Annotated in this window: 19 protein-coding genes and 2 pseudogenes; 8 read left to right on the top strand and 13 right to left on the bottom strand. The window is 59.4% G+C overall.

The annotated features are described in order from the left end of the window. Positions 1-29: 29 nt before the first annotated feature. The 6 genes and pseudogenes from ABTV22_RS11905 to ABTV22_RS11880 form a co-directional block, all read left to right on the top strand. Positions 30-1253 (top strand): annotated as a pseudogene (locus tag ABTV22_RS11905) (PDC sensor domain-containing protein); the annotation flags it as partial. Positions 1254-1316: 63 nt separating this feature from the next. Then, entirely contained in the window at positions 1317-2156 is an 840-nt protein-coding gene (locus tag ABTV22_RS11900) for a methyl-accepting chemotaxis protein (RefSeq protein ID WP_433741373.1), read from the top strand. 359 nt (positions 2157-2515) lie between these two features. Next, positions 2516-3829, top strand: coding sequence for an amino acid permease (locus ABTV22_RS11895; protein ID WP_433740327.1), 1314 nt, complete (start codon positions 2516-2518; stop codon positions 3827-3829). Then, the gene (locus ABTV22_RS11890; RefSeq protein ID WP_433740326.1) at positions 3822-5099 is read left to right on the top strand and encodes an aspartate aminotransferase family protein; all 1278 of its coding nucleotides are present in this window, start codon (positions 3822-3824) and stop codon (positions 5097-5099) included. The genes ABTV22_RS11895 and ABTV22_RS11890 overlap by 8 nt, the downstream gene beginning before the upstream one ends. Before the next feature lie 9 nt (positions 5100-5108). Then, positions 5109-6122, top strand: a complete 1014-nt coding sequence (locus ABTV22_RS11885) for a phosphotransferase enzyme family protein (protein WP_433740324.1) — start codon at positions 5109-5111, stop codon at positions 6120-6122. Between the two features lie 858 nt (positions 6123-6980). Next, a pseudogene (locus ABTV22_RS11880) lies at positions 6981-7220 on the top strand (DHCW motif cupin fold protein); the annotation flags it as partial. Between the two features lie 98 nt (positions 7221-7318). Here the strand turns inward: ABTV22_RS11880 and ABTV22_RS11875 are convergent. From ABTV22_RS11875 to ABTV22_RS11860, 4 genes are all read right to left on the bottom strand, one after another. Further along, the gene (locus ABTV22_RS11875) at positions 7319-7960 is read right to left on the bottom strand and encodes a hypothetical protein (protein WP_433740322.1); all 642 of its coding nucleotides are present in this window, start codon (positions 7958-7960) and stop codon (positions 7319-7321) included. Positions 7961-7979: 19 nt separating this feature from the next. Beyond that, positions 7980-8492 carry an alkyl sulfatase C-terminal domain-containing protein gene (locus ABTV22_RS11870; protein WP_433740320.1) on the bottom strand — a complete coding sequence of 171 codons (513 nt, stop codon included), beginning with the start codon at positions 8490-8492 and terminating at the stop codon, positions 7980-7982. A gap of 425 nt (positions 8493-8917) precedes the next feature. Beyond that, entirely contained in the window at positions 8918-9721 is an 804-nt protein-coding gene (locus ABTV22_RS11865) for an SIR2 family NAD-dependent protein deacylase (RefSeq protein WP_433740318.1), read from the bottom strand. A 10-nt stretch (positions 9722-9731) separates the two neighbouring features. Beyond that, positions 9732-10319, bottom strand: a complete 588-nt coding sequence (locus ABTV22_RS11860; protein ID WP_433740317.1) for a hypothetical protein — start codon at positions 10317-10319, stop codon at positions 9732-9734. 148 nt (positions 10320-10467) lie between these two features. Here ABTV22_RS11860 and ABTV22_RS11855 point away from each other — a divergent pair, with 148 nt between their 5' ends. Beyond that, on the top strand, positions 10468-11166 hold the full coding sequence (locus tag ABTV22_RS11855; RefSeq protein WP_433740315.1) for a hypothetical protein: 699 nt from the start codon (positions 10468-10470) through the stop codon (positions 11164-11166). 130 nt (positions 11167-11296) lie between these two features. Here ABTV22_RS11855 and ABTV22_RS11850 read toward each other — a convergent pair whose 3' ends face one another. Together ABTV22_RS11850 and ABTV22_RS11845 are read right to left on the bottom strand one after the other, a co-directional pair. Further along, a complete protein-coding gene (locus ABTV22_RS11850) occupies positions 11297-12190 on the bottom strand; it encodes a polysaccharide deacetylase family protein (protein WP_433740313.1) in 894 nt (297 codons plus the stop codon). Then, complete coding sequence (locus ABTV22_RS11845; protein WP_433740311.1) at positions 12190-13062, bottom strand: GNAT family N-acetyltransferase; 873 nt, start codon at positions 13060-13062, stop codon at positions 12190-12192. The genes ABTV22_RS11850 and ABTV22_RS11845 overlap by 1 nt, the downstream gene beginning before the upstream one ends. 525 nt (positions 13063-13587) lie before the next feature. Here ABTV22_RS11845 and ABTV22_RS11840 point away from each other — a divergent pair. Further along, complete coding sequence (locus tag ABTV22_RS11840) at positions 13588-13944, top strand: DUF6124 family protein (RefSeq protein ID WP_433740309.1); 357 nt, start codon at positions 13588-13590, stop codon at positions 13942-13944. Positions 13945-14680: 736 nt separating this feature from the next. Here ABTV22_RS11840 and ABTV22_RS11835 read toward each other — a convergent pair. The 7 genes from ABTV22_RS11835 to ABTV22_RS11805 form a co-directional block, all read right to left on the bottom strand. Then, on the bottom strand, positions 14681-16012 hold the full coding sequence (locus tag ABTV22_RS11835) for an LLM class flavin-dependent oxidoreductase (protein ID WP_433740307.1): 1332 nt from the start codon (positions 16010-16012) through the stop codon (positions 14681-14683). A gap of 53 nt (positions 16013-16065) precedes the next feature. Beyond that, entirely contained in the window at positions 16066-16827 is a 762-nt protein-coding gene (locus ABTV22_RS11830) for an ABC transporter ATP-binding protein (RefSeq protein WP_433740305.1), read from the bottom strand. Between the two features lie 25 nt (positions 16828-16852). Then, entirely contained in the window at positions 16853-17638 is a 786-nt protein-coding gene (locus ABTV22_RS11825) for an ABC transporter permease (protein ID WP_433740303.1), read from the bottom strand. Further along, positions 17635-18540, bottom strand: coding sequence for an ABC transporter permease (locus ABTV22_RS11820; protein WP_433740301.1), 906 nt, complete (start codon positions 18538-18540; stop codon positions 17635-17637). The genes ABTV22_RS11825 and ABTV22_RS11820 overlap by 4 nt, the downstream gene beginning before the upstream one ends. Positions 18541-18544: 4 nt before the next feature. Beyond that, a complete protein-coding gene (locus ABTV22_RS11815; RefSeq protein ID WP_433740299.1) occupies positions 18545-19657 on the bottom strand; it encodes an ABC transporter substrate-binding protein in 1113 nt (370 codons plus the stop codon). 33 nt (positions 19658-19690) lie between these two features. After that, positions 19691-20602, bottom strand: coding sequence for a TauD/TfdA dioxygenase family protein (locus tag ABTV22_RS11810; protein WP_433740297.1), 912 nt, complete (start codon positions 20600-20602; stop codon positions 19691-19693). A gap of 591 nt (positions 20603-21193) precedes the next feature. After that, a complete protein-coding gene (locus tag ABTV22_RS11805; protein ID WP_433740295.1) occupies positions 21194-23254 on the bottom strand; it encodes a TonB-dependent receptor in 2061 nt (686 codons plus the stop codon). Between the last annotated feature and the right edge of the window lie 125 nt (positions 23255-23379).

The following is a 23379-nucleotide window of genomic DNA, read 5'->3' as shown; positions in this document are numbered from 1 at the left end:
GGTTCACTTCCAGGAAAAGGGCCTTTCCAATGCACAAAACATTCCTGACGATCCAGAGCAAGATCGCCCTGCTCGCCGGCCTCTGCCTGCTGCTGGTGGTGGGTTTGCTCATGGGGCTTTCGCTTTACCAGACCCACAAAAGCAGCCAGCAAGTGGCCCAGGCCAGCAGCGAAATGCTTGCCGATGCGGCGAAGGAACACATGCAGGCGCTGAGCAAAGTGCAGGCGATGCAGGTGCAACGCACCTTCATGCAGACCCATGAATTCGGCCAGGGGTTATCGCGATACTTGCTTTATCTGCGACAACTCCAGCATCAGGGGACGCTGCCCCGCCAACAACTGCGCCAGGAGCTGACCACCCAGCTTCATCAGGCCCTCATCGTTAAGCCCGACCTGCTCGGGCTTTATGTCATTTTTGAACCCGATGCCCTGGACGGCGCCGACGCGGGTTTCGTCAATAACACTGATCTGGGCAGTAACGAAAAAGGCCGATTCTCGTTGTACTGGGTGCAAAGCAAACCCGGCGAGCTGCAAGCGGTGATCGGTGATGAAGGCTTGCTCGCCAACACTGAGCCGGGCCCGAGCGGCGCACCCTACAATGCGTTCTACACCTGCGCCCGAGACACGCGTCAGGCTTGCGTGCTGGAGCCCTACTTCGACGAGGCGTCCGGCAGTCGCAAACTGGTGACCAGCGTCGCCTTCCCGCTGCTGGAGAACGGCAAAGTCATCGCTGTCGTGGGCCTGGACCTCAACCTCGCCGCGCTGCAAAAGAACAGTGAAACCAGTGCACAGCAACTGTTCGACGGCCACGGCCAGATCAGCATCGTCAGCCCCCGTGGCGTGATCTCCGCCAACAGCCACGATGTCAGCCGCCTCGGTCAGCCAATGGACAGTACCGACGTGATGGACGCCCTGCACCAAGGCCAGCCGAAGGTGTTTGTCGATCCGCAGCAGATCAAGGTCCTGGAACCGCTGGCACCGATCGCCGGCGCTGCACCTTGGGGTGTGCTGGTGGGTGTGCCGCAAGAGGTGCTGCTGGCACCGGTTACCACCTTGCAAAAAGAGCTGGATGCCCAAGGGGTGCAAAGCACGGCGCTTGAGCTGTTGCTCGGTGGTGGCTCGGCCCTGCTCGGCCTGCTGTTGATCTGGTACACGGCGCAGCGCATCACCCGTCCATTGCAGGTGCTGACCCGGGTCATGGAAGACATCTCCCTTGGCGAAGGCGACCTGACGCGGCGCCTGCAAGTGCAATCACGGGATGAAATCGGTCAGTTGGCCACGGCGTTCAACCGCTTTGTCGAACGCATCCATCAGTCGATGCGCGAGGTCTCTTCGGCGGCTCTGGGCGTCAATCAGGGTGCCCGCCGCGTGCTGGAAGCGTCCAACTCGTCGCTGAGCAATTTCGACGATCAATCCACTCGCACCAACAGCGTCGCCGCCGCGATCAACCAATTGGGCGCCGCCGCCCAGGAGATTGCCCATAACGCGTCCGACGCCTCGCAGCAAGCCTCCAACGCCCGGCAACAGGCGGAAGACGGGCGTCAGGTGGTCGAGCGCACGATCGAGGTGATGAACGAATTGTCGGGCAAGATCCGTACCTCGTGCGCCAACATCGAAGTGCTCAACGGCAAGACCGTGAACATCGGGCAGATCCTCGAAGTGATCAAGGGCATCTCCCAGCAGACCAACCTGCTGGCGCTCAACGCCGCTATTGAAGCGGCGCGAGCCGGTGAAGCCGGTCGTGGTTTTGCCGTGGTGGCCGACGAGGTACGCAGCCTGGCGGGCCGCACCCAGACATCGGCGCTGGAGATTCAGCAGATGATCGAGGAGCTGCAAGTGGGCGCCCGGGATTCGGTCACGACGATGACTGAAAGCCAGCAGCACAGCGAGGAAAGCGTCAACATCGCCAACCTCGCCGGCACCCGCTTGGGCAGCGTGACCCAACGCATCGGCGAGATCGACAACGTCAACCAGTCGGTGGCCGCCGCCACGGAAGAACAGACCGCCGTGGTCGAAGCCCTGAACGTCGACATCACGCAAATCAACACCCTCAACCAGCAAGGCGTGGAAAACCTGCAATCGACCCTGCGCGCCTGTACGGAGCTGGAGCAGCAGGCGGCGCGGTTGAATCAGTTGGTGGGGAGTTTTCGGATCTGACATTGGCGGTGCCTGATGCCCGCCTTCGCGGGCAAGCCTCGCTCCTACAGGTTCTGCGTCGAACACAAATCTCGTGTCCACCGCCAACCCCTGTAGGAGCTGCCGCAGGCTGCGATCTTTTGACTTTAAAAACAGGATCAAAAGATCGCAGCCTGCGGCAGCTCCTACACAAGCATTTGCGTTGTACCCGAGCCAATCTGGCACACACAATCAACGACATGGCATGCACGCAAACATGCCGCGCCGCACCCCGCGCGTAGTATCGAGACCAGCCCCATCCAGTGGGCGCAAAGCAACGCTGAACCCCCTCCATTTCTCACTAAAACAATAAATCGGCCTTCGGGCTGCGGGAGACTTCTGTGCTTAAGAAAAGTGCGTTGGGCTGGCCAAAGATTGCCGGCCTCGGAATTGCGTTGGTGGTGGCCGGGCAGTTTTCCGGCTGGAACTTCGGATTGGCGGCCGGTGGTTGGCTGAACATGCTGATCGCCACCTTGTTGATGGCGCTGTTGTGCGGTGGCTTGGCGTTGTGCGTGGCGGAGCTTTCCACCGCTCTGCCCAGTGCCGGCGGCGTATTTGTGTATGCGCAAACCGCGTTCGGGCCATTCGTGGGATATCTGGTCGGTGTGGCCTGCGCGCTGGCGCTGACCATCGGCACCGGCGCCGCCGCAACCTTCATCTGCGCCTACACCGAGTCGATTTTCGGCATTGGCGGCTGGACGGTGAAGATCGCCCTGTTCGCGGTGATCATCGGCATTCACCTGCGCGGCGTGGGCGAGGCCATGGGCCTGACGTTCATTGCCGGCGTGATTGCCGTGGTCGCCCTGCTGACCTTCGGTGTGGCCATGGCGCCCCATGTCGAGCTGAGCAACCTGTTGGTGTTGCCAGCCAATGTCGCCACACCGGTCAGCCTCGGCGGCATCTTCGCCTGCGTGCCGTTCGCCATCTGGTTGTTCATCACCGTCGAGCAGACCGGCTCGGCAGCGGAAGAAGCGGATAACCCTGGCCGCACCATGCCGCGCGGCATTCTGGCGGCCATCGGCACCCTGCTGGTCACCGCTTTGGTGGTGTTGGTTTGCGCACCGGGCGCCGGTGGCGTTGAGCTGGTGGGCTCGGCAGGCGATCCGCTGTACGCAGCGATGTCCAGCAAAAGCGCGTTCGGCGACGGTTCGTGGCTGGCCAAGGTGATTGGCTGCGGCGGTGTGTTCGGCCTGATCGCCACCTTCTTCTCCCTGGTGTACGCCGCCTCCCGGCAACTGTTCGCCATGGCCCGCGACGGTCTGTTCCCACAATGGCTGGGCAAGACCGGCAAGCGCGGCACTCCGTACCCTGCCCTGTTGCTGATCGGCGCCATTGGCCTGCCGCTGTCCACCGTCGACCCGGCCACCGTGATGCTCGCGGTCGTGCTGCTGCTCAACGTGTGCTACCTGTTCATCTTCGGCGCGTACCTGCGCATCAAGACCAGCCAACCCGACCTGCCGCGCCCGTTCAGCCTGATCGGCGGAAAACTGGTGGCCTGGCTCGGCCTGGCGCTGACGCTGGTGGTGATCGCCGCCTGCTTCCAGCTCGACATGACGATGCTGATCGCCCTCGGCGTGACGTTCGTTCTGTGCATTCTCAATTTCCTGCTGCGCACCCGTCGCGCCCCTGTCATCGAGGTTCCAGACCATGCCTGATACTCTCCTGCAACGCCGCCATCGTGTCCTGGGCAGCGCCTCGCCGCTGTTCTACGACAAGCCTTTGCACCTGGTGCGCGGCGAAGGCGTCTGGCTGTTCGACGTCGACGGTCGCCGCTACCTGGACGTTTACAACAACGTGCCCTGTGTCGGGCACTGCAACCCGCGCGTGGTCGAGGCGATGCATCGCCAGGCGACCACCCTGAACATCCACACCCGCTACCTGGACGAGCAAGTGGTGCGTTACGCCGAGCGCCTGACCGCCACCTTCGCCCAGCCGCTGGACACTGCGATGTTCACCTGCACCGGCACCGAGGCCAATGAACTGGCCTTGCGCCTGGCACGCTTCGCCAGCGGCGGCACCGGGATCATCGTCAGCGACTACAACTACCACGGCAACTCGGCGTCCCTGGCAGAGGTGACCACCGCCCTGCCCTCGCCAGAACCCTTCGCCGCCCACGCCCGCGCCGTGCCGATTCCGTGCCTGTACCGCGCACCGGCAGGCACCACTGAAACGCAACTGGCCGAGGAGTACGCGGCCAACATCGCCGCCGCCATCGCCTCGATGCAGGCCCAGGGCATTCGCCCGGCGGCCCTGTTGATCGACACCCTGTTCGCCAACGAAGGCTTGCCACGGGTACCGGCCAGTTTCGTCGCCAAGGCCGCCGAGCTGATTCGCGCGGCAGGTGGCTTGTTCATCGCCGACGAGGTTCAGTCCGGTTTCGGCCGCACCGGCGATCACCTGTGGGGCCACCAGGCCCACGGCGTAACGCCGGACATCGTCACCCTCGGCAAGCCCATGGGCAACGGCTACCCGCTGGCCGGGCTGATCACCCATAAGGCGCTGGTCGAATCCTTCGGTCGCAACGCCATGTACTTCAACACCTTCGGTGGCTCGCCGGTGGCGGCAGCCGTGGGCATGGCGGTACTGGACGAAATCGAGGAGCGGCAACTGCTGCAAAACGCGCAGAGCGTCGGCGCCTATGTACAGCAGCGCTTGCTCGCGCTGGCCGACAAGCACTCGATCATCGGCGATGTGCGCGGCAAGGGACTGTTCTTCGCCATGGAACTGGTGCGCGATCACGCCACCAAGGACCCGGCAGGGCTGGAAGCGCGCAAAGTGGTCAACGACATGCGCGAGAACGGCGTGCTGATCAGCAAGATCGGCGCCGGCGACAACATCCTCAAGCTACGGCCGCCGCTGGTGTTCGGCCGTGAACATGCCGACCTGTTCGTAGACACACTGGACCAGGCGCTGAGCGCCATTTGAGGAGCTGCCATGACTGAATTTCACACCTTGAGCCATGACCAGCAGATCGCTCATCTGCACGATCTGGCCCGTCACGCCCTGCAGCATTGGGAAGGTGATTTCGCTGACATCGAACTGGTCAAGTTCCGCGAGAACGCGGTGTTCTCCGCCCGCCGCCACGACGGCCAGCGGGTCGCCCTGCGCATTCATCGCAACGGCTATCACTGCGAAGCGGCGCTGCGTTCCGAGTTGCAGTGGATGGAAGCGCTGGAAAGCGCCGGGATTACCGTGCCGCAGATCATTCGCGCTCAGGACGAGCGCCATTTGATCGAGGTGAGCCATGCCGATGTCGGCGAACGCCACGTCGACATGCTCGCCTGGTTGCCCGGTGCAACCGCCGGCACTTCAGAAGCGGGCGTGCAGCCTGATACGGAAATCGATTTTTTGTTTTCCGAAGCTGGGGCGATTGCCGCGCGCATCCACTTGCACTCGGCCGACTGGCAGCAGCCGGACGAGTTCATCCGGCATGCCTGGGATGAAGAAGGCTTGATCGGTGCCAACCCGTTCTGGGGCCGGTTCTGGGAGCTGGAGCAGTTGACTGGCGAGCAACGGGATCTGCTGCAACGGGCCCGGCGACAGGCGCGACAGGATTTGCGCCAATACGGCCGACACCTGGACAACTTCGGCATGATCCACGCCGACCTGGTGCCGGAAAACCTGCTGATCGAAGGCCCGCGCCTACGCCTGATCGACTTCGACGACGCCGGTTTCGGCTGGCACATGTTTGAACTCGCCACGGCGCTGTACTTCTGCCTGGATGACCCGCGCTACGAGCAGATCAAGGCGGCACTGATCGAGGGCTATCACGCGATCAAGCCCCTGACCGACGCAGATCGCCGGACGCTGGCACTGTTCCTGATGCTGCGTGGCACCACCTACCTGGGCTGGATTCACACTCGCAAAGGCACACAGACCGCAATTGAAATGGCGCCGATGTTGATTGATCGGGCTTGTCAGCTGGCTCGGGAATATCTGCAGAACTGAAACACCGCATTCGCGAGCAGGCTCGCTCCTACAGGGGTTCTCTGTCGTACACAAACCTTGTGTTCACAGCAGACCTACTGTGGGAGCGGGCTTGCTCGCGAAATACGTTCTGGCAACGCGGGCATTCAGACAGCCCGCGTTTTCGTTGGCCTCCATCGATAGCAAGCTTCGCTCCTACACAGGTCCGCGTTGAACCTGTAGGAGCGAGCATGCTCGCGAAGAACGTCGAGACCACGCGGGCATTCAGGCAGCCCGCGTTATCGTTGGCCTCCATCGCGAGCAAGCATTGCTCCTACACAGGTCCGGGTTGAACCTGTAGGAGCGAGCATGCTCGCGAAAAATGTCGAGACCACGCGGGCATTCAGACAGCCCGCGTTTTCGTTGACGTCCATCGCGAGCAAGCATTGCTCCTACACAGGTCCGCGTTGAACCTGTAGGAGCGAGCATGCTCGCGAAGAACGTTCAGGCAACGCGGTCACTCAGACAGCCTGCGTTATCGTTGACGCCCATCGCGAGCGTGCTCGCTCCTACAGGGGGATATTGGGCCTGCTCGCGAAAAAACGGGGCGGTGTAGATATCCGTTGCTGCGGTTATGGCAACTTGGGGTTCCGCTTTTGCCCCTGACGTTCGGCGGCGTGTAGAGCGCAAAGCTCGGGCAGACAACGGAGCTCGACGCGGAGGATGTGATGGTGGTGATCAACACGACCGCCAGTGATGAATGGTCTTTTGGCGATGGCCGGGTCAATGAGCCTGCGGGTTTGTGCGCCGCTGTATCGATTAATGGCGGGCCTTCTGTGTCTATCGGTGCGATTACCGGGTTGATTCGGTCCGCTTTCACTGAATCTCGATGAGGCAACCATGAGTCCTGTTGCCCTTCCCTTTGGAACCACCGATTGGTCAACGATTGAGCCGGTGGCCCATGCCGACGAGACAGGCACCGCCTGGTGGCGGACTTGTCAGTTTGGGGTGACGCGAGTTCGGATGCTCGAATACAACCCCGGCTATATGGCCGATCACGGGTGCTGGCGAGGCCATATTTTGCTTTGCCTTGAGGAAGCGTGGTTCACCGCTCCTCAAGAACCTCGATTTTGGTTGACTGACTTCCTCAGGGCGTGAAGCGGTCGCTCATGAAGAACGGGATTCAGCCTGCCCGCAGTTGATGACCGACACCTTCTAACGGCACGCCTTACGAAATTTCAGCGTTGCATTGGAGGAAGTGGGCCAATGAACATCACCTTCAGCCGATCACGTCCGATGACGCGTGCCAACTCTGCGATCACGCAATACATGAATATCAACGTAATGAGCAGAATTTGTATGGCCCAAAAGCGAGGCCAGTTTATTGAGGACCAAAGCAAGGCGTTGGCATCCATGAATCCCGGTGCCTCTTTCCAGTAGTCGTACAGTCGCTCCAGGTAGTGCACGATCAGCGCGACCAGGGCATACATGAGTGTTTTCCAAGTGACATTCCACACCAGTGGTTTATCGGGAAATCGGTTGATGAACGGCAGCATATCGGCGATCAATACGCACTTGCCGAGCACCAGAGAGGCGATCAGTACCGATGCGGAAACAGGCAATTCAACCCCCGAGCCTTTGATCATGAGCGCTCGAATCAGGGCAACAATGTGCAGAATGACAAAAAAGAAAATGGTCGGCGGCAGTACCTTCATGAACTCATGTTTGATCTTGTGTAGTACCGTACTCATATCGGCGTCCTTCAATTGAGATGCGCGTAACTTCACCAGGTTGGTGCTGGGAACCTTGGAGTGATTGCACTCTTGTGAGTCAAAAAGAGGCAAGCCATCGGCATTTGCCAATGACTTGCCTTGATGCAATCAGGCATCCGTAGGAGCATCAGGGGGTGACGATGTTGAACCACAGGTCGAAGTTATCCATGTAGCTCATTAACTCATCAAGCTTGCCCTCGTTGCCGTTGATCTTCACATTGCCCGCGCTGACAGCGTCCTTCAGCGTGGTCTGCTTGAGCATGATGTTGTTCAAGGTGTCACGGGTCAGGGTGATGGTCGCGTCGGCGTCCTTCGCTTGCGCACCTTCGGTGTGGTTGAGTACACCGTTGACCATCTCTAGCGTGTACTTCTGTTTCAGGTCAGTGAAGTCCAGGTTGAGGGTGATGTGCTTGTCTCCCACTTCAGGCCCTTTGAGTCGCATGGCCAAGAAGTCGAAGAAAAGGTCCAGGTCCATCGCCTTGACGGTGTCGGGGCTGGCGGTGTCCGGCGTTGGCAGCTTCTGTACGCCGTTTTGTAAAGGTGCGACCAGCCCAGCGATGACTAGCGAAAGCCTAGTCGTGAAACCGGAGCGCGCAATAGTTTTGGGAAAATAGTGAGACTGGATCTCATTTCCAAGCATTAAAGTTGTGTCCTCGGAAGGCACACAAAAGAACGCTCGCACCGGAAAGATTTAAAGGTTGGTCGCAATTAGCCAGCAGATTTTATGTTCGAAGGGTGAGAATCAGCACCTGCAAGAGCGTCTGCTTTTGGCCCAAGCTGTGTGAAAGCGTTTTAGGGTGTGTTTTACAGTCAGAATCGCAACGAAAATCGCGATCCTACGCAAATTCTTAGTATGTTGACCTACTAACCGTTGGCAGATTTTACGTAGCAACAAAGACTTCAAAACGGTGCATGCGTTTTCACACAACCTGGGCCGATTGCTGACCGAGGTTGACTGACTTCCTCAGGGCGTGAAGCGGCCCGTCGCCACTCAGCCGTTCGGGCCCTCCAGTATTTCAGTTCATCTGAATCCGATACAAAAAGGGTGGGGCGTTAAATGCCCATTCACAGGTCTGCGTTTGGATTTGCTTTGCGCAATAACTGATCGTGAGGCCTGAACCCTTGCATTAGCAGTTGTGGCAGTACCTCACTTGCTCGCCCCCCTAACCAAAACTCCCGCGCGCTTCGGACACACTTGGTGTCTGGATTGATATGCACCACGGTTGCCCCCGCCCGCCAGGCAATTTCTGGTATCTGTGCAGCGGGCTCGACGACTCCCGATGTACCGACAGATAGCAGTAAGTCGCAGTCTTTCGCAGCGGCAAAAGATTGTGCGAGAGCCTGGGTAGGCAGGCTTTCTCCAAACCAAACTACGCCAGGGCGCAGCTTGCCACCGCAATGAAGGCATTTCGGCGGCTCCAAATGCCGACCTGCTATTGGCTCGTCAGGCGGCGGTAAGGGGTCGATAGCGAACCTGGCGCAGGCAAAACAACGTGGCTTGTTTAAACTCCCGTGCAGATGGATGACCTCAATACTGCCGGCGCGCTCATGCAGGTCATCTACGTTCTGTGTAACCAGCGTTAGCTTCGGCACTTTGGCGGAAAGTTCAGCAATTGCGAGATGCGCCAGATTGGGTTGCGCGTTGTACACCTGCATCCGCCGCCACTCATACCAGCCCCATACGAATGTCGGATCTCGTCTAAAGGCTTCACGTGTAGCCAGGGCAGCGGGGTCGAAACGTGCCCACAATCCAACCAGCGCATCACGGAACGTTGGAATTCCGCTTTCCGCAGAAACTCCAGCTCCGGTGAACACAAGGACATGCTTGGCGCTACGTAATGCATCGAGCAAGCCCTGATCAATTTCCACGGGATGTACCTCAGTTTTTTCTTTTTACCAATGCGATATGGATAGCCGACTGTCCATTCGCCGTGTCGATGTAGTTTGCCGTAGACATGTCGCACAGATGCACGGGTTCTAATGCCAGTTCCAGCTTTGGAGCGCCTTCATACCATTCGTCTTCGTCTTGCAGTGCATGTTCAAAGGCCTGAAGCATTCCCTGGAAATCCTCGAACTGACGATTCAGCGCGTACCCGCCGGCTTGATCTTCGTAGAAGCGATGGAATACCAGAAGGACCACACCCCACCGTATGACCTGGTCATTCGATTCGGTATTGGGTATGACCTTTTGCAGGTCACGGCGGATTTCCCATATTTTCTGGTAGGCATTTTTATTATTGTGGACGACTTTGAACTCCACAGAATGAGGTGGCTGCTCTCCTGTCTGATCTTCAATCCACAAATCCACTTTCTTCCGCTCGGGAGCGATCAGCCAGCGGGGCACATTGTGACGCTCATCCAGAGGTTCGCCCAATCCAAACCGGGCACGATTGACGTCCAGTAGCGCAGCAGCTTCCAGGCTCAACCAATGCTCCGGTGCTGCTGTGACCGCGACGGACATCAGCATGCGTCGGCGCTCCTCCTGCTGGAGATGGGTAATCAAGAAATCAAAAAATGAAGGCACAAAGGACATGAGTGGTGTCTGCTCTCGAAGGGTTACGTGGTGACAGCAATGATATAATGGCCATTTGCCATAGTGCAGGAGTGCTGACCGGATGACCAGTAGAAGTGAAATTTTTAGTTTCAAATTCAAGTCACAAAATTTCCAAATCTACAGTTATACCGATGAGGCTGGCTTGCTTTCTCATACAACTATTCAGGAAGTCGATCGCGCCCGATTTGCGTTTCTTGTCAATGCCCCGCTGGATGTCTCGATACAGGTTACCGGCCAGTTCTCGTATGTGTTTTATCTAGATGCGGAACCTGTCGAGCGAACATTCTTGCCACAAAATTATCAACTGGTTTACTCGGAACAGCCGTGTGGTCGCTCGTTCGCCGGGTGGACTGAGACAGTTATCCGCTATTTGTGCGCCTGCTTCTGTTGCAATGCCATTCCGGCGTTCGATGCGCATGAAATAGCAAGTGTCCTCCTGGAAGCGCGGCAACACCGATTGCTTTTCAACGTAGTGCCCTTTGATACCCTTTCGATATTACCGTCGACCCTTGATGGTGAGCGGGTTTTCAATCGATTGCTGGCAGTCGTTTTCTACTCGCCCGATTGGGGCTACGGGGATGTTTTCGATAAGTTGGAGTTATGCGAGTGTCTTGGGCACCGCGTTGTTGGAGGTGGGGCTTTCCATCCGTACGATGAGCGTTTGGTGATGCTGCTAGGTGATCTAGCCTGCTGTGACCAACCTAGTCATGCGATAAAAGCTGAACTCGGTCCCGGAGATTTGCCGGCCATTTATGAATGAAAATGGGGCATACAACCGATAAAGCTCAGCACCGCCTTGGGAAGAAGACAGTCACTTGTCACCGGCCACTTCTGGCCGGTAGTTACCTGTCGCCCGCGACGGACTCAGGCCATTCCAAACCACTCGCCGCTCACGCCGGGAATTGGCTTATCCAGTGCCGGGCAATGTCTTCGCGCCGGCAGATCCACACCGCGTCGTGGCCTTGCACGTAATCGAGAAAACGCGCCAGCGCCATCGCACGACCTGGATGGCCACTGATCCGCCCATGCAGGCCCACGCTCATCATCTTCGGATATTGCGCGCCCTCCTGCCACAGCAGGTCGAAAGCATCCTTGAGCAGCTGGAAGAAATCTTCACCGCAAGCAAAACCGTTCGGCAGCAGATAACGGGCGTCGTTGTTCACCAGTGTGTAAGGGATTACCAGGTGGGCGGGCGAGTCTGGGAGCCAATAGGGCAGATCATCGTTATAGGCGTCCGAGCTATAGAGAAACCCACCCTCCTCACGCAACAGGCGACGGGTGTTCTGGCTGACCCTGCCTGTGTACCAACCCACGGGGCGTTTACCGCAGATCTGCTCGATCACGTCGAGGGTGAGGCGGATATGATGCCGTTCCTCGTCTTCAGGCATGTTGCGATAGTCCAGCCAACGGTAGCCATGCCCGGCAATCTCATGCCCAGCAGCGTGTAGCGCATGGCCAATCGCCGGGGTGAGTTCCAGTGCTCGACCGACAGCGAAGGCCGTCAGCGGCAGGCCTCGGGCACTGAACAGTTCCAGAATGCGCCACACCCCTGCTCGCGATCCGTATTCGTACATGCCCTCGACGCTCAAGTCCGGTTCCCCCGTACGCGGCGGGCGGCCGGGTAGTTCGTGAAGCCAGGCCTCGGACTGTGCATCGCCATTGTGGATGCATGACTCCGCGCCCTCTTCGATATTGAGTACGAACTGGACCGCGATGCGCGCGTCACCGGGCCATCGCGGGTGCGGTGGGCAGCCGCTATAACCAACGAGGTCGCGAGTGGACATCAACCCAGCTCGAAGGTCGTGACGCCGAACACGCGTTCGTGCGCGATGGCCGGAAGCGGCCCGAGGTACATGCGGGCGCAGCCGAACACTTCGATCATGCCCTGTTGGCGCACGAGCGCCATCGCGGCGGGGTTATTCTGCGGGGCATCAAGAAACAGCGGGCCGCCCTGCGCACATTCTGCCAGCCGCGCGTAGAGGGCATTAGCCGCCAAAGCGTCATCGGCGAACAAAGGGCCGATCTTGTAGCCCTCCCGGCAGCGCCTTGCTACGCCATAGCCGCTTAGCCTGCCCTCGCGCTGGCAACCCACGGCGAGTGCGTCGGCTTGGGCTATCCACCCGCTCAGAAAGGTTTCGCGCGCGGCGGGGAAGCAGGTGCGGTCGTAATCGACAACCTGATCGAACGGGAGCGTGGCCAGCGGGACGATGTCTTGCCCGACTACCTGCGAGGTCGTCGGACGTTGGGTGATTTCGGCACGAAAACGCATGTTGCGATGGGAGAAGACGAAACCACCCTTGGCGTAGTAGTCCTGCATCGCAAAGACGCCGTCCATACCGATGCTCGCGCCTGGGCGCAGGCGAGCGAGGAGTCGCTCGCGGCGTGCGTGCCAGAGGGTATTGCCCAGACCTTGACCGCGATATTCAGGTCGGACGATGAAAAAACCCATGAAACCGAATTCGCCATGGTAGGAAGTGATGGCACCGCCGCCGATCAATTCGTCACCCAGGGTCGCCGCGATGAAGGCGTCAGGGTCCGTAGCCCAGAACAGCTCGGCATCGTGAACCCCGGGATTCCACCCCTCACGGGCAGCCCAATCGACGAGCTCATCCAGCTCGGGTCGGGTCATGTTGCGTATGACCAACTCATTGGACACTGCGAAGTGCTCCTGCGTCGCTAATCGGGCAAGGGGTCCATCCCCACTGTGAACCCTTTTGGTATAGCTTCAAGCCGAATATTGATCCAGGTCGTCACGTCACCTGCAGAACATGTTGGTAGCCCTATCGCAATGCACCTCGTGTAGGAGCCCTTCGCCTACTCGTTAAACATCAGCCGCGAGCGCTTGTTTAAAAGCACTTGCCGTTACGGGATGAGGGCTACGAAACCTTGCGTCGCTGCCTACGGTTACGCCAGAATCCGCCGGCTTGTGCGCCTTGGGGTCGCTGGGTAACTTGATTCGCGTCACTGCCCATCAGTGATCGGGTTTAGCAGCCCGCGGTCAATCGGGCGCATCCGCATCCAGACAGTCAGGTCATCTCATGCCTGCACTTTATGGTAGCTGTGCGCAGGGCGCCTCCGGGCGCGCCGGATTCGATTCTCCCCGGTCTGCTAACCTGCGCACGGCTGCCACCCATCGTTTAGCAGCGATTCGGTGACAGCTCCAACTGTTGGAGAATCGAATATGTTCAAAGTCACACCCAATCCCCCTGACAACGATCCAACCTCCCCCTCCGAACCAGCTTCAGACAACCTCAATAAGACCGCCGAACGCGCCCTCGACGTTCCCTTTCCCTCGACAGCCGATATCAAGGCCACCCCACGAACACCTAGCACCCTGTTCACCGTAAACCCGGATACCAGCACTGAAACGCTGATGGTGTACCTGGTCGAAACCCTGGCCTCGGTCGATGTGATGGTTCATCAACTGGTCGATCATCTGGAGGGTGGAGATCGCCATGCGCTGCTGGGGATTTCCAATAGTGTGATGCTGGCGGAGATCACGGCGAATCGGGTGTTGGATCAGATCGTTCCACTCTGAAAAATCTGAACCCGAACCTGTAGGAGCGAGCATGCTCGCGAAGAATGACGAGACCACGCGGGCATTCAGACAGCCCGCGTTATCGTTGACCTCCATCGCGAGCAAGCTTCGCTCCTACACAGGTCCGCGTTGAACCTGTAGGAGCGAGCATGCTCGCGAAGAATGACGAGACCACGCGGGCATTCAGACAGCCTGCGTTATCGTTGGCCTCCATCGCGAGCATGCTCGCTCCTACACAGGTCCGCGTTGAGCCTGTGCTCGCGAAAAATGTCGAGACCACGCGGGTATTCAGACAGCCCGCGTTATCGTTGGCCTCCATCGCGAGCATGCTCGCGAAGAATGTCGAGACAACGCGGGCATTCAGACAGCCCGCGTTATCGTTGGCCTCCATCGCGAGCAAGCATTGCTCCTACACAGGTCCGCGTTGAACCTGTAGGAGCGAGCATGCTCGCGAAAAATGTCGAGACCACGCGGGTATTCAAACAGCCCGCGTTTTCGTTGGCCTCCATCGCGAGCATGCTCGCGAAGAATGACGAGACCACGCGGGCATTCAGACAGCCCGCGTTATCGTTGACCTCCATCGCTAGCAAGCTTCGCTCCTACACAGGTCCGTGTTGAACCTGTAGGAGCGAGCATGCTCGCGAAGAATGACGAGACCACGCGGGCATTCAGGCAGCCCGCGTTATCGTTGACCTCCATCGCGAGCAGGCTCGCTCCTACAGGGGAGCGTGGCACTTCAGGCCGATTTCAACGCAAACCGCGAGACCGGGCGGCTCAGGCCGTAGTGCTCGCGCAGTGTGGTACCCGTGTATTCCTCGCGAAACAGTCCACGCTTGCGCAGGATCGGCAGCACTTCATCGAGGAACACTTCAAAGCCGTCGGGGAACGCCGGTGGCATGACGTTGAAGCCATCAGCGGCGCCGCTGCGGAACCATTGTTCGATCAGGTCGGCGATCTGCACCGGCGTGCCCACCGGCACCCAGTGCCCGCGAGCGCCGGCCAGGCGGTTGATCAGTTGGCGCAGGGTCGGCTTCTCGCGGTCGACGATGTCGATGACCAATTTGAAGCGACTGGCCTGGCTCTCGCCGCCCTCAAAGTTGACCAGATGACGCGGGAACGGCGCGTCCAGATCCTGACCGGACAGGTCGACACCCAGCAGACGGCGCAACTGGCCCAGGGCGACGTTCGGCAATACCAGTTCGTTGAGTTCGTCGAACTTGCGCTGGGCTTCGGCTTCGGTGCTGCCGATGTAGGGGCTGATGCCCGGAAGGATTTTCAACTGGCGCGGGTCACGTCCCACTGCCCTCGCCCGCGCCCGAATGTCGTTGGCGAATTCGGTGGCGCTGTGCAGGGTCTGGTGCGCGGTGAAGATCGCTTCGGCATGCCTTGAGGCAAAGTCACGACCATCCTCGGACGAACCGGCCTGCACCTGCACCGGCCGACCTTGCGGCGAGCGTGGCGAATTGAACGGCCCCTTGACCCGGTAGTGCGTGCCCACGTGGTTGATCGAATGCACCTTGGCACCGTTGGCGAACACCCCGGCGGCCTTGTCCAGCACCAGCGCATCGTCCTCCCAGCTGTCCCACAAATCACCCACCACTTGCACGAATTCTTCGGCCTTGGCGTAGCGATCGTGGGCCGGCGGATGCTGGTCCAGGCCGAAATTCGCAGCGGCCGCTGCCAGGGATGTCGTGACTATGTTCCAGCCGGCGCGCCCCTTGCTCAGGTGGTCCAGCGCGCTGAACGAGCGGGCCAGGTTGTAGGGCTCGCTGTAGGTGGTGCTGGCGGTGGCGATCAGGCCGATGCGTTGGGTCACTGCGGCAATCGCCGCCAGCCAGGTCACCGGTTCGAAACGAATACGCAGACCTTCGCGGTCGCTCTCAGCCAGGGACGGCGAATCGGCGAAGAAGATCGCATCGAGCTTTTCCCGTTCAGCACGTTGCGCCAGCTGCTGATAGTGACCGATGTCCATGGACGCTTCCGGCACCGACTGTGGGTGACGCCAGGCGGCTTCGTGGTGGCCGTTGGGGTAGATGAAGAGGTTGAGGCTGAGCTGACGTTCGGACATTTCCTTTCTCCTGAAATAGAGAGCCTGAAACAAAAAACGGGAATACGCGCGACTCAATGCAACTCGGCAAAGTCGCTCAACACGTCATCGCGCAGGGCAATAAATCGGCTGTCGCTGCGGTTGCGCGGACGCGGCAGATCGACGTCTACAATGCGCCGGATGCGCCCCGGATTGGGCTGCATCACCACCACCCGGTCGCCGAGGAACACCGCCTCGTCGACATCGTGGGTCACCAGGATCATGGTGATTTTTTCCTTGGCCCAGATGTTCTGCAGCTCGCCCTGCAGGCGCGCACGGGTCAAGGCGTCGAGGGCGCCAAGCGGTTCGTCCAGCAGCAGTACGCTGGGACGATTGACCAGGCCACGGGCGATGGCCACGCGCTGCGCCATGCCACCGGAAATCTGATGCGGGTAGGACTCGATGAAGTCCTGCAGGCCGACCAGTTCGATGTGTTCGCGCACGGTGTCGCGCTTCTGCCCGGCGCTCAGGGGTGAGTTCTTGAGGCCGACGGCGACGTTCTGCTCGACGTTGAGCCAGGGGAACAAACGGTGATCCTGAAACACGATGCCGCGCTCCAGGCCCGTGCCCTTGATGGGTTTGCCATCGAGCAGGATGCGCCCATCGAACTCCTCGTCCAGGCCGAGGATCAGTCGCAGCAGCGTGGATTTGCCGCAGCCGCTGGCGCCGACGATGCTGATGAATTCGCCGGGGGCGATGTCGAGGTAGATGTTGTCGAGTACCTGCAATTGCGTCGAACTGCCGGGTTTGGAGGTGAATCGCTTGCTGATGTGTTCCAGGGTCAGGCCGTTGCTCATGTTGCGATCCTTCTCAAAGAGGCAATCAGTTCGTAGCGATGCCGTACAGGCGCTGCATCCGCCGTTCAAGTGTCCGGGCCAGGGCGTTGAGCCCCCATCCCACCAGACCAATAACCACCATGCCAAACAGCACCAGGTCCATCATGAAATGCTCGCTGCCATCGATCAGCGTGTTGCCGATCCCCTCCCCCGATACCAGCAGGTATTCGGCGCCGATGGTCGCCAGCCAGCTGTAGACCAGCGCCAGATAGAGCCCGGTGAAAATCGATGGCAAAGCGGCAGGCAGCATCACCCCGATGATGGTTTGCCACCGGCTGAAGCCATACACCCGCGCCACTTCCAGCAGGTTGGGCGGGACATTGCGCAAGCCGTCACAGGTGTTGACCACCACCGGCACCAGCGCTGCCAGTGACAGGAACACCACCTTGGCCACATCGCCCAGGCCGAACCACACCGAGATCAGCGGAATCCAGGCGAATAGGGAAATCTGTTTGAAGGTATTGAAACTAGGGCCTACCAAGCGCTCGAATTGCCGCGAAAGACCCAGCAGGCAACCCAGTACCAGTCCCAACGCGGTACCGATAAAGAAGCCACTGAGGTTGCGCGCAAGACTCGCCGAAATCGCCCGCCAGAATTTGTCCGAGGTGATTTGATCCCAGGCCGTCGCCGCGACTTTCTCCGGCGAAACCAACAGCCCCGATTCGCTCCAGCCCTGGTTCGAAGCCAGCCACCACAGGGCAATCACAGAGAGGGGCAAGACCCACCCGCGATAGCGATGACTACCACCAACCGATGTCAACGTCGCACTCATGACAGGCGCCCTCCTACCGCTGGCCGACCGCGATTGAGGCGCTTTTCCGCGTAATCGAAACCGCGATCGATCAGCAGGCCGAGCGTCCCGACCACCACGACGGCGGCCATCACCAAATCCAGTTGAAACAGCTGGCGCCCATAGACGATCAGGTAACCCAGCCCTTCACTCGACGCCACCAACTCGACCACCACCAGCGACAGCCAGGCCTTGGTGAAGCCCAGGCGAAACCCGGTGAACAGCGTCGGGATCGCCGCTGGTAAGACGATGGAGATGACGCTTTGCCGACGGCTGAAGCCGTAGGTCCGGCCGACTTCCAACAAGCCTTTGGGCGCCTGGCGGAACGCCTGCAAGGTGCACAGGGTGATCGGCACCAAAGCGGCCTTGGCAATCAGCACGTACTTGAGCGTCTCGCCGATGCCGAACAGCAGCAAGGCAAACGGCAGCCAGCCCAGTACCGGAATCTGCACCAGTGCGTTGAAGGTCGGCAGCAGATAATCCTCCAGCGTCCGCGACAGCCCCATGGCCAGGCCCAGCGCCACGCCGAGCAAGGCGCCGAGACTGAAGCCGACGACCACCCGCTGCAGGCTGGCCGAGGCGTTCATCCACAGATCGCCGCTGCCGACCAGGTCCGACAGCGCCTGATAAACGTAGGCTGGCGGTGGCAGCACTTGCTCTGACAGCCAGCCCCGCTCCACCCCCAGGTACCACAATCCCAGTAACAGCAACGGCAACAGCCAGGGCAAGGCCTTGTCACCCAGACTCAAGGACCAGGCATTGCTGCGCGGCGCCTCGACCTTGCGCACCGGGCGAGCGGGCGCCGGTGGCAGACGTTTGACGTTGTCACTCGGCAGTGCCGGCGCCCCATACTTCTCCAGTCTTGCGGTCTGTGCCCTGGCCATGTGCCTAGCTCCCTTGCTTGCTGGTCGTCGCGGCCGCTACCGCGTTACCGGCCGGCTGCTTGCCATCCGGACCGTAAGGCGTCCAGTAATTTTCCAGGCCCTTGGCCTTGAGGGATTTTTGCAAGTAACTGCTTTCGAACCAGCCATCGAGAGTGATCGGGCGACGGATGAGTTTTTCTTCCTTGGCCTGATCCGCCACGGCCTGATAGCGGCTGATCAGGAAAGTGTCGACCAGCGGCGAAGCCCTGTCCCTGAGAGGGACGCCGGTGAAGTCGGCACGCAGTGAGTCGGCGGGGTCATTGCTCTTGGCCCACTCGGCGAAGACTTCGTCGCGATGGCTCTCGTCCGATGCCCATTTCGCCGCGTCCACCAGCGTGTCGACGACCCTCTGTACCTTGTCCGGATTCGCTTTTTCATAATCCCCGCGAACCACCAGCGCGGTCTGGCGGGTGTAGCGCACGTCCTGTTCGGGGTTGTCGTAAACGATGTCGATCAGGCCTTTGTCACGCAGCTTGAACAACTCGCGCCCGCCGAAGGCGGCATCCACACCATTGGAGATTAACGCCGCCTGGGAGCTGCCGGTATCGAGGTTGATGGCCTTGATATCGCGTTCGCTCAGCCCGTGCTCGGCCAACAGATTGATCATCACCAAGTGGCCGTTGGTACCGCGAAAGATCGCGACCTTTTTACCCTTGAGGTCCTCGATGGTTTTCAGGGGGGAGCCCTTGGGCACTGCCAGATACAGGTTGGCGCGCACACCCAGTGCCGCCAGCAACTTGGTGTCCAGTCCGTTGGAACGTCCGACGACCGCCGGCAGGTCGCCCTGGTAGGCGAAGTCCAGTTGCTGGTTGGAAAAGGCTTCGTTGACCGCCGGTCCCGCCCCCTTGAAGAAGAACCACTGCACTTCGGTTCCGGTACCGGCGAAGGCTTTCTCCAGCAGTTGCTGATTGCGCACGATGCCCAGGGGCGAGCCGCTGAAGGTCACCGGATCACCGCCACCGGCGGTGGCAACACCGATGCGTAAGACATCAGCTTCGGCCACAGGTATTGCAAGAATCGCAGCCAGTACAGCAGCGATGCTGCTTTTTTTAAGCAAACGAATGCCATTGAGCTTCATGTCAGCCTTCCTTGTACCAGTGAGAGTCGCTCGTCAGGCGGCGAGGTGTTTTTTGTCGGCTTCGGTTTTCGGCGAGCGTGCGTCCGGGCTCGGCAGAAGCGCCTGGCTCAGGCGACCATCCACCCCCACCGGCACGTCACCGTCGATGGTGGTGCGGCGCACGATGCGCGGGGCATCGCCGTAATCGTTGATCGCGATGTGCTGGGTGGCGCGGTTGTCCCAGATCACCACATCGCCCTCCTGCCAGCGCCAGCGCACGGTGTTGTCGACATGGGTAATGCGGTCGTGGAACAGGCGAATAAGTTGCTTGGAGTCGTTAGTGTTTACGCCCTGAATGTGTTTGACAAAGTGCCCCAACAACAAACTTCTTTCACCCGACTCTGGATGAACTCGGACTAATGGATGTTCGGTTTCATAGATTTCGGCGGTGAACTGTTCGCGATAACGCTTGAGTCCCGACTCATCGGTATTACGCGGCGCGGCGTAGTCATATAAGTTGGTGTGCAATGCGCGAAGATTATCGGCAAGTTGTTTTAACGGCTCGGGCAAATCGGCATAAGCGGCTGCGGTATTGGCCCATACGGTGTCGCCGCCGTAGGGAGGAATAACCACACCGCGCAAGATGGAAATCTTCGGGTAGTTGGCCACGAAAGTCACATCGGTGTGCCAGGAATTGGCCCGGGTTTCCTTGGCATCCAGGTGCAGAATCGCGGCGCCCTGCTCGGCGGAGCGCACGGTCGGGTGCGGGACCTGATCGCCGAAGCGACGGGAAAAAGCTTCGTGCTCGGCGTCATCCAGATGTTGGTCGCGAAAGAACAGCACTTTATATTTCAACAGTGCCTGATTAATGAATTCGAATGCTTCGGCGCTGATATCGCCCCCCAACTTCACGCCTTCCAGTTGTGCCCCAATTCGACCAGCGACCGGTTTGATTTGAATAGTCATCGAGTTACCTCCTGTCTCACGAGTTGTTGTGAGACAGATCATAAAGACATAAAAGCGGTGATGACTAATCACTAATTATTCTAAAGATAGAATAAGCCTCATATACCAATCACGTCACTAAGTTCAACTAAAAGACATAAGCCATTCGTGTAGGAGCTGCCGAAGGCTGCGATTTTTTGATCTTGCCTTTAAAAGATCGCAGCCTCGTTGCACTCGTCAGCTCCTACAGGGAAATGCGAAACCCTGTGTAGGAGCAATGCTTGCTCGCGATGGATGTCAACGATAACGCGCCCTGTCTGAATGACCGCGCTTACCGGACGTTTTTCGCGAGCAGGCTCGCTCCTACAGGGACCGCCTAATACCTGTAGGAGCGATGCTTGCTCGCGATGGACGTCAACGATAACGCGGCCTGCCTGAATGACCGCGCTTACCGGACGTTTTCGCGAGCAAGCCCGCGCCCACAGGGACCGCCTAATACCTGTAGGAGCGATGCTTGCTCGCGATGGACGTTAACGATGACGCGGCCTGCCTGAATGACCGCGCTGCCCGGACGTTTTCGCGAGCAGGCTCGCTCCTGCACGGGTCATCCATTTACATGTCGTAGCGCAGAATCAGGCCCGCTGTGCGCGGGGCACCGACGTCGATGATGTCGCCACTGCGGTTGTTGGTGACGTACCCCTTGTCGAAGGCGTTTTTCACGTAACCGGAAACTGCGATGTTCTTGGTGAGTTTGTACTCGGCGTTGAAGTTGGCCAGCCAGTAGTTGTCGGCCTTGCGCTCACCGATGACCTGGCCTGCGTCATCGAACTCGTATTCCGACGGCGACGTGCTCTGCCAGACGACATCGGAGTTGAGGGTCACGCGGTCATTCCAGCGATAGGTCGCACCCAGCGCCATCTTGTACTTGGGCGAGAAGAGGAAATCTTCGCCGCTCATGTCCCGGCCGTCACTGGTGACGAAGTCCTTGTACTTGCCATCGGTCACCGAGGCACCAGCGTTCAGGGTCAGCTGTTGGCCGAAGTCTTTTTCAACGGACACTTCCAGGCCCTTGATGTCACTGCGACCGGCGTTGAACACGTCGAAGAACTCGGTATCCGGGTTGACCACACTGACCTGCTGATCCTTCCAGTCGGTGTAGTACAGGTTGGCGCGTGTACGTAGGGTCTGGTCCATGAACGAGCCGCGATACGACAGCTCGTAGTTGGTGGTGTATTCCGGGTCGTAGGCGGTGTGGCCGCTACCGGCACGGACGTTGACACCGCCGCCGCGATACCCACGCTGCACCATGAAGCCGACGAACTGATTGGCGGCCAGTTCGTAGTCGATACCCAGCTTCGGCAGGACCGCATCGGACGTCTGCTTGTCTTTGCCAGGTGCAGAAAAGTCATCGACCTTGACGTCAGTGTCGTTGGTCTCGTGGTCGTAGCGCAGGCCGGTGATCAAGGTCCAGCGTGGGGCGAAGGTCCAGTTGATTTCACCGAACACGGCCTTGTTCTCGATGGTCGTGTCGCCCTTGACCGTGCCGAATGGTTCGCCTTCGAAAAACAACCGGTCATGGAAGTTGTTGGTGTTGTGCCCGTAGTAGAGGCCGGCAAAACTCTTCACCGTGTCCGAGCTGTAGTTCAGGCGCAGCTCCTGGCTGAACAGGTCGCCATACTGCTTGCGCAGCACCACCTGGTCGTCGACCGAAGTCTGGTCGAAGTCCAGGCGGGCGTCATAGTCGGAGTCGGTGTTGGCCGTGAGACTGGTGATGGACCAGTCGTCATTGAGGCGGTAGTCGACCTTGGCGCTGACCGTGTCTTGCTTGAGTTTGTCGTAGGCGTCGGTGTTGGAGTCGATCTTGTAATAACGGATCCTGTCGCCCTGGCGCACCACCGAGTTATCGCCCTTGCGGCTTTGATCGTGGGCATAGGTCAGCAGCACATCCAGATCGTCGCTTGGCAGAATCAGCAACTTGCCACGGTAGTTCGCGTTGCGGGTCTGGTTGGCATCGCTACCATCGAAGAGGTTGTCGATGTAGCCGTCACCTTCCTGATAATCCACGGCGATACGGCCGGCGATCTTGTCGTCGACGATCGAGCCGCCACCGGCTATCGCGCCACCGCGCTCACCGTAGGTCCCCCCGTTGGCCTGCATCGAAAGGCTCGGTTCGAAGGTGGGATTTTTAGTCTGGATGACCACTGCGCCGGCCAGGGAGTTGCGACCCTGGGTGGTGGATTGCGGGCCGAGGAACACTTCGACCTGCTCGACGTCCCACAGCGGCATCGGGCTCAAGGTCAGTGCACGGTTGGGCTGCACGGCACCGTCGACGAACACCGAGACCGCGCCATTGAGCGCGGCCGGGCCCTGGTCGTCGAAACCGGACACCGGCACGCCACGGATGCCCCAGTTTTCGTTGCCGGACGTGTTGTAGACGCCCGGTGTGCGGGCGAATACATCGACCAGGCTGTGGTCTTCCTTCTCGCGCAGTTGCTTGTCGGTCACTACGGCAACACTTGACTGGGTCTGCTCCAGGGTACGGTTGATTTTTTCACCCGTCACGGTGATCGGCGTGATCTCCATTGTGTTCGCCTGTTCAGCCGCCCATGCACTGTTAGCCAGGCACACGGCCGACCCCACAGCCAACGCAATTGTATTCTTTTTGAAATTCACGCCCCGCTCCCCCGCGACAGATTTTTAGTGTTTTTCCTACGCCTTTGGCGGCGCTTTCCTACAGCCGGCGGGAGTCTAATCCAAGTCACACTTAAAAAGAACAGTATTGATAACAACTCTCATTT

This window comes from Pseudomonas putida (genome assembly GCF_050990305.1).
GTDB lineage: Bacteria > Pseudomonadota > Gammaproteobacteria > Pseudomonadales > Pseudomonadaceae > Aquipseudomonas > Aquipseudomonas putida_AH.
The sequence above is the reverse complement of the archived record's forward strand: the minus strand, read 5'-3'. Positions and strand labels throughout refer to the sequence as shown.